This is a genomic window from Methylobacterium sp. TK26 (assembly GCF_055361565.1).
In genome coordinates this window covers 2226563-2240720 of the sequence record NZ_CM143965.1, presented here as the reverse complement: position 1 = coordinate 2240720, position 14158 = coordinate 2226563, and the positions used below count along the sequence as shown (strand labels likewise).

General features: G+C 70.9%; 10 protein-coding genes. 7 read left to right on the top strand and 3 right to left on the bottom strand.

From position 1 onward, the window contains the following. Positions 1 to 23: 23 nt before the first annotated feature. Positions 24 to 4859 (bottom strand): NAD-glutamate dehydrogenase, encoded by a 4836-nt coding sequence (locus tag ACXJ1Y_RS10715; RefSeq protein ID WP_463849981.1) that lies wholly within the window; start codon positions 4857 to 4859, stop codon positions 24 to 26. A gap of 147 nt (positions 4860 to 5006) precedes the next feature. Between ACXJ1Y_RS10715 and ACXJ1Y_RS10710 the strand changes: the two genes are divergently transcribed. The 4 genes from ACXJ1Y_RS10710 to ACXJ1Y_RS10695 all read left to right on the top strand — a co-directional run bounded on the left by ACXJ1Y_RS10710 (position 5007) and on the right by ACXJ1Y_RS10695 (position 8657). Beyond that, the gene (locus ACXJ1Y_RS10710) at positions 5007 to 5426 is read left to right on the top strand and encodes a MarR family winged helix-turn-helix transcriptional regulator (protein WP_463849980.1); all 420 of its coding nucleotides are present in this window, start codon (positions 5007 to 5009) and stop codon (positions 5424 to 5426) included. 19 nt (positions 5427 to 5445) lie between these two features. Then, positions 5446 to 6735, top strand: coding sequence for an MFS transporter (locus ACXJ1Y_RS10705; RefSeq protein ID WP_463849979.1), 1290 nt, complete (start codon positions 5446 to 5448; stop codon positions 6733 to 6735). A gap of 183 nt (positions 6736 to 6918) precedes the next feature. Continuing rightward, positions 6919 to 8085 (top strand): multidrug effflux MFS transporter, encoded by a 1167-nt coding sequence (locus ACXJ1Y_RS10700; protein ID WP_463850093.1) that lies wholly within the window; start codon positions 6919 to 6921, stop codon positions 8083 to 8085. A gap of 77 nt (positions 8086 to 8162) precedes the next feature. Continuing rightward, on the top strand, positions 8163 to 8657 hold the full coding sequence (locus ACXJ1Y_RS10695) for a DoxX family membrane protein (RefSeq protein WP_463849978.1): 495 nt from the start codon (positions 8163 to 8165) through the stop codon (positions 8655 to 8657). 3 nt (positions 8658 to 8660) lie between these two features. Here ACXJ1Y_RS10695 and ACXJ1Y_RS10690 read toward each other — a convergent pair whose 3' ends face one another. Continuing rightward, positions 8661 to 10097, bottom strand: coding sequence for an MFS transporter (locus ACXJ1Y_RS10690; protein WP_463849977.1), 1437 nt, complete (start codon positions 10095 to 10097; stop codon positions 8661 to 8663). A 223-nt stretch (positions 10098 to 10320) separates the two neighbouring features. Here ACXJ1Y_RS10690 and ACXJ1Y_RS10685 point away from each other — a divergent pair, with 223 nt between their 5' ends. From ACXJ1Y_RS10685 to panE, 3 genes are all read left to right on the top strand, one after another. Next, positions 10321 to 11208, top strand: a complete 888-nt coding sequence (locus ACXJ1Y_RS10685; protein ID WP_463849976.1) for a DUF3313 domain-containing protein — start codon at positions 10321 to 10323, stop codon at positions 11206 to 11208. Between the two features lie 147 nt (positions 11209 to 11355). Next, the gene (guaB, locus tag ACXJ1Y_RS10680; RefSeq protein ID WP_463849975.1) at positions 11356 to 12849 is read left to right on the top strand and encodes an IMP dehydrogenase; all 1494 of its coding nucleotides are present in this window, start codon (positions 11356 to 11358) and stop codon (positions 12847 to 12849) included. A 19-nt stretch (positions 12850 to 12868) separates the two neighbouring features. After that, positions 12869 to 13819, top strand: coding sequence for a 2-dehydropantoate 2-reductase (panE, locus tag ACXJ1Y_RS10675; protein WP_463849974.1), 951 nt, complete (start codon positions 12869 to 12871; stop codon positions 13817 to 13819). 31 nt (positions 13820 to 13850) lie between these two features. Here the strand turns inward: panE and ACXJ1Y_RS10670 are convergent, their stop codons facing one another. Continuing rightward, a complete protein-coding gene (locus ACXJ1Y_RS10670; RefSeq protein WP_342165656.1) occupies positions 13851 to 14030 on the bottom strand; it encodes a hypothetical protein in 180 nt (59 codons plus the stop codon). Positions 14031 to 14158 lie beyond the last annotated feature (128 nt).

The window sequence follows — 14158 nt, the reverse complement described above, 5'->3', positions numbered from 1 at the left end:
ACCCGGGAAAGCTGCCTTTGCCGTCAATTGGCCCGCGCGAGGTCCGCGAGCAGGCTCGCGGCCACGGTCGCCTTGGACACGGTCAGGTCAGAGTTGGCGATGCCCTCCACCGCATCGCGGATGCGGGCGAGCGCCGGCCCCCGCGCCTTCACCCAGGCGGCCACCGCCTCCGGCCCGGCGCCGATATCCGCCACGACCTCCGCCGTCAGCCGGCGGTGGGCCGAGGCGATGCCGGCCACCGCGCGTTCCAGGGCGATGCGGTCGAAGGTGTCCGACACGGGCGCCGTCCGCGCGGCGGCGGCCAGGGCGTCGAGGCCGAACTCGCGCTCCAGCACGAAGTGGGTCGAGGCGATGTCCTCCACCGGCCGCCCGCTCGTTTCGGCGACGCGCACGATATCCGGCGCGGAGACGAGCGCCCGCAGGCTGGCGAGGCGGCGGGCGCGGGGCTGCGCCATGCCGCGCTCGGTGAGTTCGGCCTCCCGGGCCTCCACCTCGGCGCGGGCGTCCTCGCCCAGCACCTGCGGCAGCGCCGCCTCCACCGCCGCGACGCCGTCCCGGTAGCGGGCGACGATGGGCGAGAGGCCCCCCGACAGGTCGAGGTTGCGGATGAACCAGACGATGCGGTTCGCCAGAACCTCCTGCACCTCGGCGTATAGGCCGAGTTGCGCCTGCCCTCCGATCCGCCCCGCCAGCCCGTCGATGGCAAGGTTCAGTTCCATCAGCCCGAAGGCGTCCCTCGTCGCCGCGTAGGCCTTGGCGATGGTGGCGGCATCCGCCCCCGTGCCGTCCACGAGGCGCGTCACCAGCGAGGGGCCGCCACGGTTGACGATGATGTTCGCGAGCGCCGTCGCGATGATCTCCCGGCGCAGGCGGTGGCCCTTGATCGCGTCGGGGAAGCGCTCGCGCAGTTCCTTCGGGAAGTAGCGCTGCACCTCGCGGTCGAAATACGGGTCGTTGGGCACCGCGCTCGCGAGGATCGCGTCGTGCAGGGACAGCTTCGCGTAGGCGAGGAGCACCGCGTATTCCGGCCGGGTCAGGCCCTCGCCCCGCCGCATCCGCTCGGAGAGGGTCGCATCGTCCGGCAGGTATTCCACCGACCGGTCGAGGCGGTTCTCGGCTTCCAGCGCCTGCATGGTCCGCATGGCGAAGCCGGTCTCGCCGAGCCCGCCCCGCTGGGCGAGGGACAGGCTGAGGGTCTGCAACTCGTTATTGCGCAGGACGAGGTGCCCCACCTCCTCGGTCATGGCGGCGAGGAGTTCGTTGCGCGCGTCGTAGGTCAGGCGTCCGTCGCGCTCGGGGCCCATCAGGGCGATCTTGATGTTCACCTCCACGTCGGAGGTGTTCACGCCGGCCGAATTGTCGATGGCATCGGTGTTCAGGCGCACGCCGGAGCGGGCCGCCTCGATGCGCCCGCGCTGGGTGAGGCCGAGATTGGCGCCCTCGCCGATCACCTTGGCGCGCAGCTCCGGCGCGGCGATGCGGATCGCATCGTTCGCCCGGTCACCGGCATCCTCGTCGGTCTCGGTGGTGGCGCGGATATAGGTGCCGATGCCCCCGAACCAGAGCAGGTCGGCCGGCGCCTTCAGGATCGCCTGCATCAGTTCGGCCGGCGTCGCCTCGGCGCGGTCGAAGGCCAGGGCGGCACGGATCTCGGCTGAGAGGGGGATGGTCTTCAAGCTGCGGGAGAACACCCCGCCGCCAGAAGAGATCAGCGACTTGTCGTAATCCGCCCAGGAGGACCGGCCGAGGGCGAACAGCCGCTCGCGCTCCGCGAAGCTCGCCGCCGCATCGGGGTTCGGGTCGAGGAAGATGTCCCGGTGGTCGAAGGCCGCGACGAGGCGGATGGTCTTCGAGAGCAGCATGCCGTTGCCGAACACGTCGCCTGACATGTCGCCCACGCCGACCACGGTGAAAGTGTCGGATTGGGTGTCCACGTCCATTTCGCGGAAGTGGCGCTTCACCGCCTCCCAGGCGCCGCGCGCCGTGATGCCCATGCCCTTGTGGTCGTAGCCCTGGCTGCCGCCGGAGGCGAAGGCGTCGCCGAGCCAATGACCCTTCTCGATGGAGATGGCGTTGGCGATGTCGGAGAAGGTCGCCGTGCCTTTGTCCGCCGCGACCACGAGATAGGCGTCGTCCGGGTCCTGCCGCACGGTGTTCGGGGGCGGGACGATCTCGCCGTCCACGATGTTGTCGGTGAGTTCGAGGAGGGTGCGGATGAAGATCCGGTAGCTCTCGGTGCCCTCCGCCATCCAGGCCGCCCGGTCGGAGGAAGGCGGCAGGCGCTTGGGGAAGAAGCCGCCCTTCGCGCCCACCGGCACGATCACCGCGTTCTTCACCTGCTGCGCCTTCACGAGGCCCAGGATTTCGGTGCGGAAATCCTCCGGCCGGTCGGACCAGCGCAAGCCGCCGCGGGCGACGTAGCCGAAGCGCAGATGCACGCCCTCGACGCGGGGCGAATAGACGAAGATTTCAAACAGAGGCCGGGGCAGGGGCATCCCCGAAACCTTGGCGCAGGCGAACTTGAAGCTGATCGTCCCACGCGGGGCGCCGGCCTCGTCCACCTGGAAGAAGTTCGTGCGGATCGCCGCCTCGATCAGGTTCACGAAGCGCCGCAGGATGCGGTCGTCGTCGAGGCTCGTGACCTCGGCGAGCGCCCCCTCGATCCGCGCGCGGATATCCGCCTGCGCCGCCTCGCGGTCGCCCTCGGTTGCCGGGTCGAAGCGGGCATGGAACAGGGCGACGAGATCGCGGGTGATGCCCGCGTGCCGGGCGAGCGTCCCGGCGATGTAATCCTGCCCGTAGCGGATGCGCAGCTGGCGCAGGTAGCGGCCGAAGGCCCGCAGGAGCGCGGCCTCGCGCCAGGGGAGGGCGGCCTCGAGGACGAGGCGGTTGTAGCCGTCCGATTCCGCGAGATCGTCGGCGATGGCGAGCATCGCCGCCCCAAGGGGCTTTTCCAGCGTGGGCACGTCGATGGGCGTGCCGGTCGCGCGCTCGATCAGCATGTCGTGCAGCCAGACCCGCTCCGCCTCGCCCGTACCGGGCGGCTCGACGCGGTAGGTCCGCTCGTTGATGACCCGGAAGCCGAGGTTTTCGAGCCCCGGCACCCGGTCGGACAGGGCGATGGCGGTGCCGCGCGAGAAGACCTTCAGGCGGATCTGCGAGGGCGGGTCCGTCTCCCGCCGGCCGATGGAGACGGCGCGGGGGTTGGTGTCGCTCAAGGCATCGAGGGTGGCGATGTCATCGACGGCCACCTCCGGCAGGAAGTTCTCGCGGTAGGCGGCCGAGAACGCCTCGGCGTAGCGGGCGGCGAGCCCCCGCGCCCGGCCGCGCTCGGCCAGGGCCGCGCGCAACCCATCCGCCCAGGTGCGGACGATGGCGGCGATCCCGGCTTCGAGCGTGGCGGGGTCGCGCTCCGGCGGCGCCTCCTCCGACAGGCCGATGATGTAGTGCGTGCGCGCCAGCGGCCCGTCCGGGAAATCCGGCTGCGCGACGGAGAGCCGCCCGTCATAGCTCTGGGCGAGATAGGCGCCGATCTTCGCGCGGATGCCCGAATCGTAGCGGTCCTTCGGCACGTAGACGAGGAGCGACACGAACCGCCCGAACCGGTCGGGCCGGGACAAGACGCGGATGCGCGGCCGGTCGGCGAGGTCCACGATGCCGAGGGCGAAGCGCGTCAGCCGGTCGATGTCGATCTGGAACAGGTCGTCGCGCGGGTAGGTCTCCAGCACCGCGAGCAGGCTGCGGCCGGCATGGCTCGTCGGGTCGAGGCCGGCGCGGGCGAGGACCGCCTCCACCTTGCGGCGGATCACCGGCACCTCGCGGGCGGGGCTCGCATAGGCCGCCGCCGTGAACAGGCCAACGATCCGCACCTCGCCGGCGAGCTTGCCGGCGGCGGAGAACAGCTTCACCCCGATATAGTCGAGATGGTTCGACCGGCGGACGCGGCTGCGGGCACTGGCCTTGGTGATGATGAGCGCCTGCGGCTCTTCGAGGAAGGCGAGGATCTCGGGCGTGTAATCCACGAGGCTCCCGCCCCGGCGCAGCACCGCCGTGCCGGGATCGCGCAGGACGCCGAGGCTCGTTTCGGGCACGAGCGGATGTTGGTCGCCCTGGATGCCGTGCTCTTGCATGCCGAGCAGGGTGAAATGGCCGTCCGCCAGCCAATTGAGGAAGGCGCGGGCCTCGCTGGTCTCCGCCTCCGGCAGGGGCGACGGGGTCCGCCCGTAGCTCGCCGCGAGGTCGGCGAGCCGCGCCCGCATCTTCCCGTGGTCGGCGGCGACGTCGGCGACGTCGTGATGGACCTGGACGAGGCTCGCTTCGAGGAACTTGCGTGCCTCGCCCTCAACGCGATCCAGATGGATGTGGAGCAGGCTCTCCCGCGCCAGCGTGCCGTGGGCGTCGGCGGTGGTCTCGCCCACGACACGAATCAACCCGCCACCCCCGTCGCGCTCGACGCCGAGGATCGGGTGGGCGACGAGTTGCGCCGTCAGCCCGTGGAAGGTCAGCGCCGCCAGCGTCGAATCGAGGAGGAACGGGCGGTTGTCGTTGACGATCTCGAGTACCGTCACGTCCCGCTGCTTGCCGTCTCGGGGGAGCGTGAGGTCGGACAGCCGCAGCCGCGCCGGATCTCCCGGATGGCGGGGGGCGGCGAGGAAGTCCCGCGCGCGGCCGGCGAGCTCGGCCAGGGCGTCGGCGGGGTAGGGCGACAGATCCTCCGGCGGGACGCGGCCGAACAGGTCGCGCACGAAGCCGCCGGTCCCGCCCTGGCCGGTCACGAGATCGGCGGCGGCATCGATGAGCCCCGTCCGGGCGCTGCGCTCCTCGCGGGAGGAGAGGGCGGTGGCGGTTTCGAGGGTCATGCGAGTCTCCCGTACCGGGTTTGCAGACGGACCGAGCGTTACCAGAGCCGTTCAGCGAGTCGATGACACCCGCTAAGGCAGGGGAGTCGATCCCGGCGATCCGTCACCCGCTTGCTCGGAGCCAGTTAGGTGCATATACACCCATCCATGAACGCGCCGCCGGCCCTGGAGCGAGACATCTGCACCTGCGGCGCGCTGCGTCGGGCGGCCCGTGCCGCCACGGCCCTCTACGATCAGGCCCTGAAGCCGACCGGCCTGCGGGTCACGCAATACGCCATCCTGAAGATTCTCGACCGCTGCGGGCCGCTGCCCGTCACCCGGCTGGCCGCCGAGGCGGATCTCGAACGCACCACCATGGCGCGCAACCTCGATCCGTTGGAGCGGCGCGGCCTCGTGCGCGTCGGCGCGGGGGAGAACGACGCGCGCAGCCGCCTGGCCGAACTGACCGAAGCCGGCCGTGCCACCCTTGCGGAGGCAAAGCCGCATTGGCAGGCGGCGCAGAAGCAACTGGCGCAGCGGGTCGATCCCGATTCGGTGCGGTCCCTGGCCGAAGCGTTGCGCGCATGAGCGCGGGAGACCCGACACCATGACCTCTTCCGCCGAGATCCGCCCGGCCCCACGGTTCCATTACGCCTGGGTGATCGCAGCGGTGACGTTCGTGGTACTCCTCGTCGGCGCCGGGGTGCGCGCGACGCCGGGCGTGCTCATCGTGCCCTGGGAGAAGGAGTTCGGGTGGAGCGCGGCGACGATCGGCATCGCCATTGCGATCAACATCTTCCTCTACGGGATGATCGGCCCCTTCGCGGTGGCGATCATCGAGCGGTTCGGCCTGCGCGCCTCGGTCTGCGGCGCGCTGCTCATCCTCGCGGTCGGCACTAGCGCCACCAGCCTGATGCAGACACCCTGGCAGATGATGCTCCTCTGGGGCATCGTCGTCGGCTCGGGCTCGGGCATGGTCGCCAACGTCCTCGGCGCCACGGTGGCCGGGCGGTGGTTCGGCCAGCGCCGGGGCCTCGTGCTCGGCCTGCTGACGGCGAGCAGCGCCACCGGCCAGCTCGTCTTCCTGCCGCTGCTGGCGCACGTCGCCGTCGATCACGGCTGGCGGACGGTCTCGTTCACCGTCGCGGGGGCGACCCTCGTCCTCGTGCCCCTGGTCTGGCTGCTGCTGCGGGACCGCCCGTCGGATCTCGGCCTGCCGCGCTACGGCGAGACGGCCCTTCAGCCGGTTCCGGTGCTCACCGAGAACCCGGCCAAGCGGGCGCTGCGCGGCCTCGCCCTGGGCGTGCGCTCGAAGGATTTCTGGCTGCTCGCGGGCACGTTCTTCATCTGCGGCGCCTCGACCAACGGGCTCGTCGGCACGCACCTGATTCCGGCCTGTTTCGATCACGGCATCCCGGAAGTCACCGCCGCCGGCCTGCTGGCGCTGATGGGCATCTGCGATCTCGTCGGCACAACGGCCTCCGGCTGGCTCACCGACCGGTTCGACTCGCGCAAGCTGCTGGCGTGGTACTACGCCCTGCGCGGGCTCTCGCTGATCTTCCTGCCCTACTCGTTCGATCTCAGCTTCTACGGCCTGTCGCTCTTCGCCGTGTTCTACGGGCTCGATTGGATCGCCACGGTGCCGCCCACGGTGAACCTCGCGGGCAAGGCCTTCGGCGAGGGCAACGCGGCGCTGATGTTCGGCTGGATCGCCGCCGCGCACCAGATCGGCGCGGCCTCGGCGGCGTGGCTCGCAGGCGTCGCCCGCACCGGCAGCGGGACCTACACCCAAGCCTTCGTGGCGGCGGGCATCCTCTGCCTCGTGGCGGCGATGATGTCCCTGTTCGTCGGGCGCCGGCCGGAGGCCGAAGTCGGGATGCGCCCGCAGCCGGCCTGAACTGCGGCCCGCGCGGGGCGATGAGCGTTAGAAGGACACGCGCTGAGGCGGCGAGCCGCCCGGCCTTCCTGTTTCGCGAGTCGCCCCTTGTCCGATGCCCTTCCGACCGTGAAGGCCGCCGAAACCCGCCGCGCCTGGGTGGGGCCCGGCTTCACCGAGTTCGTCGCCATCGTCGCGCTGATGATGGCGGTCACGGCGATCTCCATCGATAACCTTCTGCCGGCCTTCCCGGCCATCGAGACACGGTTCGGCGTCACCGATCCGAACCACCTTCAACTCCTCGTCTACGTCTACATGCTCGGCTTCGGGCCGGCGCAGATCATCTATGGGCCGCTCTCGGACGCCCTCGGGCGGCGGCCGGTGCTGCTGGCGAGCCTCGGCGTCTACGTCGCGGGCTGCGTGCTGGCCATGCTGGCGCCGAGCTTCGGCTGGCTGCTCGCGGCGCGGGTCATCCAGGGCATGGGCGCGGCCGGCGGGCGGGTGCTGTCCACCGCCATCGTGCGCGACCGCTTCGCCGGGCGCGAGATGGCGAGCGTGATGTCGCTCATCATGATGGTGTTCCTGATCGTGCCGATGATCGCCCCGGCCATCGGCGGCGCGATGCTGGCCTTCGGCTCGTGGGTCTACGTCTTCGTCTCGATGCTGATCCTCGCCTTCATCGTGACGGCGTGGTTCGGGTGGCGGATGCCGGAGACGCTGCACCCGGAATACCGCCGTCCGCTCTCTCTCAAGGCGACGGCGCAGGCGGTGCGGCTGACGCTCTCGACCCGCGTCGCGGTCGGCTACGCCACGGCGCTCGGCCTGCTGACGGGCTGCATCATGGGCTATGTCGGCTCGGCGCAGCAGGTGTTCGACACCGGGCTCTACAAGCTCGGGCCGCTCTTTCCCGTCGCCTTCGGCCTCGTGGCGGGCGCCATGGGCGCGGCGACGCTCATCAACGCCCGCGTCGTGCGCCGGCTCGGGATGCGGACGCTCTCGCAGGCCGGGACGATCGCCTTCACCATCGTCGGGCTGGGGCAGGTGGCGCTGGGCTTCGCCTATGGCGGGCATCCGCCGCTCGCCCTGTTCCTCGGGGTGCTGGCGGCGAACCAGTTCCTCATCAGCTTCGCCATGCCGAACTTCAACGCCCTGGCGCTCGAACCCCTCGGCGCGGTGGCGGGCACGGCCTCGTCGTTCCTCGGCTGCTACACCACCATCCTCGGCGCCCTGTGCGGCTACCTGATCGGCCATGCCTTCGACGGCACCGTGATGCCCATCGGCATCGGCTACGCCACCCTCGGCGGCCTCGCCCTCCTCGTGGTCGCGTGGACGGAACGCGGACGCCTGTTCGCGCCCGGATCATCCACCTGATTTACGGTTGCGCTTAACGGGGCGTTCAATCGAAGCCGCGAGTCTGAGGGACTTCCTCGCGCCCCGGACTCACCCCCATGCTCGCCCGCGCCAACGATGCCACCCTTCTGGCCGCGCGCCTGTTGCTGGCGGCGGCCCTGCTGCCCACCGGCATCGCCCGCGCACTGAACGTCTCCGGCTTCGCCCTGACGCTCGCCGGGGCCGGCATGCCGGCCCCGAACGCCGTCGCGACGACGGCGGTCGTGGTGCAGGTCTTCGGGCCGCTCGCGATCATCCTCGGGGTGCTGCCGCGCCTCACCGGCCTTGCGCTCGCGCTGTTCGCCGCCGCCACGGCCTGCGTGCTCCATGCCTTCTGGCAGTTCACCGGCCCGGCCCTGGTGGCCGAGCGGACGCTGATGCTGGCCGATCTCGGCCTCGCGGGCGGCTATCTCCTCTATGCGATGACCGGCCCGGGGGCCTGGAGCTGGCAGGGCTGGCGCATGGGCTCGCCCGCGCCGCGCGCGAAGCCCGCCGCCAAGTCGGGGGGGAAGTCCGGCGGCGGACGCCGGGCGCCCCAGGCCCGCGCGGCCTGAGGCTCAGCTTCGCCCCGGCGCCGCGTTCGACGGCGTCGCGGCGATCTGCCGGCCCGACACCTCGGCGCCGGCCTCCGGCGTCAGGGCGCGGAAGGGAAACACCGACAGCACCGAGATGACGGCCACCGCCAGGAAGGCCGGGCCGAAATCCGAGGCCTCGATCGCCGTCCGCCCGTGAAACGCCGCCGTGCCTTCGAGCGCCAGCGCTCCGAAGGTGACGCCGAGGCTCAGCGAGAGCTGCTGCGCCACGCTGGCGAAGCTCGTCCCGGCGCTCATCTGCGGCTTGTCGAGGTCGGCATAGGCGATGGCGTTCACGCAGGTGAACTGCACCGAGCGGCAGCACCCGCCGACGAACAGGACCGCCAGCATCACGAGATGGGGCGTCTGCGCCGTGAACAGCCCGTTCACGGCCAGGAAGGCCGAGGCCAGCACGGCGTTTACCACCATCACCCGCCGGAAGCCGAAGCGGCGCAGGATCGCGGGCGCCATTGTCTTCACGAACATCGCCCCCGCCGCCGCGGCGAAAGTGATGAGGCCGGAGCGCAGGGCATCGAGGCCGAAGCCGATCTGGAGCATCAGCGGCAGCAGGAAGGGAATGGCCCCCGTGCCGATGCGGAACAGGCTCCCGCCCGTCACCGCCGCGCGGAAGGTCGGGTAGCGCAACAGGTCGAGGCGCACGACCGGATGCGCCACGCGGCGCGAATGCCAGAAATAGCCCGGCAGCAGCAGGCAGGCGGCGGCGAAGCATCCCCAGGTGACGGAAGCCGGCAGCAGGTGCCGCCCCAGCGAGGCGAGCCCCAGCATCAGCGAGGCGAGGCCGGAACCCAGCAGCAGGAAGCCCTGCACGTCGAGGGGCGGGCGCTCCTCCTCGCGCAGGTCCTCGAAGTAGAGCGTCGCGAGGATGAACCCGACGATGCCGATGGGCACGTTGATGAAGAAGATCCAGCGCCAGTCGAGCCAGGTCGTGATGAGCCCGCCGAGGGGCGGCCCGATCACCGGCCCGACCATGGCCGGCAGGGTCAGGTAGGAGAGGGCGGTGACGAGTTGCGCCTTGGGCGCGGAGCGCAGCACCACGAGGCGCCCCACCGGCACCATCATCGCCCCGCCCATTCCCTGGAGGAAGCGGGCCGCCACGAACCCGCCGAGGCCGTTCGCCTCGGCGCAGGCCAGCGAGCCCGCGAGGAACACGCACAGGGCCGCGCGGAACACGGTGCGCGCCCCGAACCGGTCGGCCGCCCAGCCGCTGACGGGGATGAAGATCGCGAGGCTGACGAGATACGCCGTCAGCGCGAGCTTCAAAGCGATGGGGTCCTCGTGAAGGCTCGCCGCGATGCTCGGCAGCGCCGTAGCGATCACCGTCGAGTCGGTGTTCTCCATGAAGAGGGCGGTCGCCACCGTGAGGGGGACGATCCGTTGGGAGAGGGTCAGGGAACGGGGCATCGGACGGGAGACGCGCAAGGCCATGTGGGGTTGCGGCGTTTTCCATCCGGGCGTTTCAGAATTGTATCCGCGAAGCCACAGCCGGAGCGTGGCGGCATGGCCCGGGTAGCTTGGCCGCTATCCTCACGCAGGCGTGACGGATAAGCTTTCGGCAAGGACCGGCGTTGCGCCGTCCGGCCCGCGTGGCGGGCGCTCCACCGAGAGCATGATATTGAGAGTGCGGATGCAATCCAGCCGGCCCGACCGTCGCGCCTTGTCTCGCCTGTTGGCTGCGGCGGCCCTGATGACGGGGGTCGCGGCATGCGGCACCGTGTTCATCAACTCCTCCGGATCGCTCACGCGCTACGACCGGCTTCAGCGTTCGGCGGCCACCGCCACCGAGGCGCGGCTCTACATCGACAGGCCGGCCGTCGAGCGCGCGCGCACCGTGCGCATCATCCCGACCTCCTTCCCGGCCGAGGTGGAAGGTTCGGCGCCGCTCACGGCCGCCGACCGTCGCCTCATCGCCAACGCGGCCGACCGGGCGCTCTGTTACGACCTGTCGCTCCGCTACGACATCGTGACGAGCCGCGACGCGGACCTCACCGTCCGGGCCAAGGTGACACACGTGGAGCCCACGAACCTCATCGGCGCGGGCGGAACCATTGCCGGCTCGGCGGCGGTGAGTATCGCCTCGCAACTCGGAGTCGGCTTCGCGGACGGCATCGGCCGCATCCCGATCCCGCGCCTGCCCATCGGCCTCGGAAGCCTCACCGTCGAGGCCGAAGCGCTGGACCGCCGCCACCAGCAGCGGGCCGCGATGGTCTGGGGCGGCGCCGCCAACTCCTTCACGAGCCAGCCGCGCTTCGCAGCCTCCAGCGATCCCTACGACCTCGCGGGCGAGTTCGGGCAGGATTTCGGGTACTTCATGGCCCGTGGCGAGGACCCGTTCCTGGCCCCGAACACCCTGCCGACCTGGGACCGCATCCGCGTGACGATCCTCGGCGAGGCCCCCCTCGATCCCGATTGCGAGGCCTTCGGCCGGGCGCCCGGCATCGACGGTATCGCGGCGGATTATATCGGCCTGCCGCCGGAATACACCGACAAGGGACCGGCCGTCCCGGCGCGGTGAGGCGTCCGCGCCTCCCAGCCATGCACACAAGCCTACCGCGACGCGGCATCCTCGCATTGGCGTGGCTGCATCTTGCGTGATAGGGCCACTTGCCAACCCGCTCCCCGCTGCGCGACCCGCGCCGCTTGCTTCAAGGACCGTTGGCACATGGCCCGACTCAGTTCCGCGTCGATCATCGAGGGCCTGACCTTCGACGACGTGCTGTTGAGGCCCGCCGCCTCTTCGGTGATGCCGACCGAGGTAAACATCGCCTCGCGGCTCACCCGCACCATCGCCCTCCACATGCCGATCATGTCCTCGGCGATGGACACCGTGACCGAGGCGCCGATGGCCATCGCCATGGCCGCCATGGGCGGCCTCGGCGTCATCCACCGCAACCTCGAGCCGCCGGAGCAGGCCGAGCAGGTCCGCCTCGTGAAGAAGTACGAGTCCGGCATGGTGATGAACCCCATCACCATCCACCCGGACGAGACCCTGTCGGACGCCCTGGATGTGATGCGCAACAACCGCATCTCCGGCATCCCGGTGGTCGAGCGCGGGCCGAACGGCAACCGCGGCAAGCTCGTCGGCATCCTCACCAACCGCGATGTGCGCTTCGCCACCGAGGCGAGCCAGCCCGTCTCCGAACTCATGACCCGCGACCGGCTCATCACCGTCCGCGAGGGCACGACGCAGGACGAGGCCAAGCGCCTCCTGCACCAATTCCGCATCGAGAAGCTTCTCGTCGTCGATGACCATTACCGCTGCATCGGCCTGATCACGGTGAAGGACATCGAGAAGGGGGTCGCCTACCCGAACGCGGTGAAGGACGAGCAGGGCCGCCTGCGCGTCGCCGCCGCCACGACCACCGGCGACAGCGGGTTCGAGCGCGCCGAGCGCCTGATCGATGCCGGCTGCGACGTCATCGTGGTCGACACCGCCCACGGCCACTCGATCAAGGTGCTCGACAGCGTGCGCCGGGTGAAGCAGCTCTCGAACGCCGTGCAGGTGGTGGCGGGCAACGTCGCGACCCGCGAGGGCGCCCAGGCGCTCATCGATGCCGGCGCGGACGCGATCAAGGTCGGCATCGGGCCGGGCTCGATCTGCACCACCCGCATTGTGGCCGGCGTCGGCGTCCCGCAATTGACCGCGCTGATGGAGGCCGTCGAGGCCGCCTCGGAGGCCGGCGTGCCGGTGATCGCCGATGGCGGCATCAAGTACTCGGGCGACCTCGCCAAGGCCATCGCGGCGGGCGCCTCGGTCGCCATGCTCGGCTCGCTGCTGGCGGGCACCGACGAAGCCCCCGGCGAGGTGTTCCTGCACCAGGGCCGCTCCTACAAGTCGTATCGCGGCATGGGCTCGGTGGGTGCCATGGCGCGCGGCTCGGCCGACCGCTACTTCCAGGCCGAGGTGAGCGACACGCACAAGCTCGTGCCGGAGGGCATCGAGGGTCAGGTGCCCTACAAGGGCCCGGTGGCCGCCGTGCTGCACCAGCTCTCGGGCGGCCTGCGCGCGGCGATGGGCTATGTCGGCGCCGCGACGGTGCCGGAGTTCCAGGAGCGGGCGCAGTTCATCCGCATCACCAATGCGGGCCTTCGCGAGAGCCACGTCCATGACGTGACGATCACCCGCGAGAGCCCCAACTACCCCTCCCGGACCTGACGAACGAAGGACGAGGCCGATGCGGACGCTGGTGGTCGGAGCGGGTGCGACGGGCGGTTATTACGGCGCGCGCCTCTCCGAGGCCGGCGCCAACATCACCTTCCTCGTCCGCCCGGCCCGCGCCGCGCGGCTAGCCTCGGAGGGGCTGAAGGTGGCCAGCCCCCTCGGGGACCTGCACCTGCGCGAGCCCCGCACCATCACCGCCGCCGGCCTTCCGCAGGCCGGGGCGTTCGACCTCGTGCTCCTGTCCTGCAAAGCCTACGACCTCGACGCGGCCATCGCCGATGTCGCCCCGGCCGTGGGGGAGGGGACCGCGATCCTGCCCGTGCTGAACGGCATGGCCCATCTCGATGCGCTGGATACCCGCTTCGGCGCCGCGAAGGTCCTCGGCGGAAGCTGCGCCATCGCGGCGACGCTGACGCCGGAGGGCACGATCCGGCACATGAGCGAGCTGTGCAGCATCACCTACGGCGAGCGCGACGGCGGCACGACCGACCGCATCGCTTCGGTCGATGCGCTGATGAAGACTGCCGCGCCGAAGTTCCAGCCGCGCCTCTCCGACCGCATTGAGCTTGAGATGTGGGAGAAGTGGGTCTTCCTCGCGACGCTGGCCTCTGGCACGACCCTGATGCGCGCGGCCATCGGCGACATCGTGGCCGCACCGGGCGGCACCGCCTTCCTGACGTCCCTCCACGAGGAATGCACCGCCATCGCCGCAGCGTCGGGCTTCGCCCCGCGCGAGAAGGTCGCCTCGGGCGCCAGGGGGCAACTGACGGCGGCGGGCTCGACCTTCACGGCATCGATGCTGCGCGACATCGAGGGCAGGGGCCGCATCGAGGCCGACCATGTGATCGGCGACCTCCTCGCGCGCGGCCAAGCGCAGGGCATCGCGACGCCGATGCTCGACCTCGCCTATACCGGCCTCAAGGCCTACGAAGCGCGTCGGGCACGCGAAACCAAGGCCCAGTGAAGGACGGCGCCGGAGCGCCGCCCGTGCGGGATCAGTAGCGCGGCGGCGGCGGGGGCGGGTTGCCGTATTCCAGCTGCGTCTTGGCATCGACTGGCCGGCGAGGGGGCGGCGTCAGGTCGGTAGCGGCCGGCGCGGTGGCGCAGGCGGCGAGCAGCGACGTGGCGAAGCCGAGCAGGACGATCCTGCTGACGATTCGAGTGTGGGACGACATGGACGATGCGACTCCGGTGCAGGCCCGCCGCCCGAACGGGCCGCGAGGCATGACCATCCATCGTCGCGCCAAAGCTTGGCCTTATCGTGGCCGCCGCGAAACCTCTTCCGCGCCGCCGACTTCGGGGC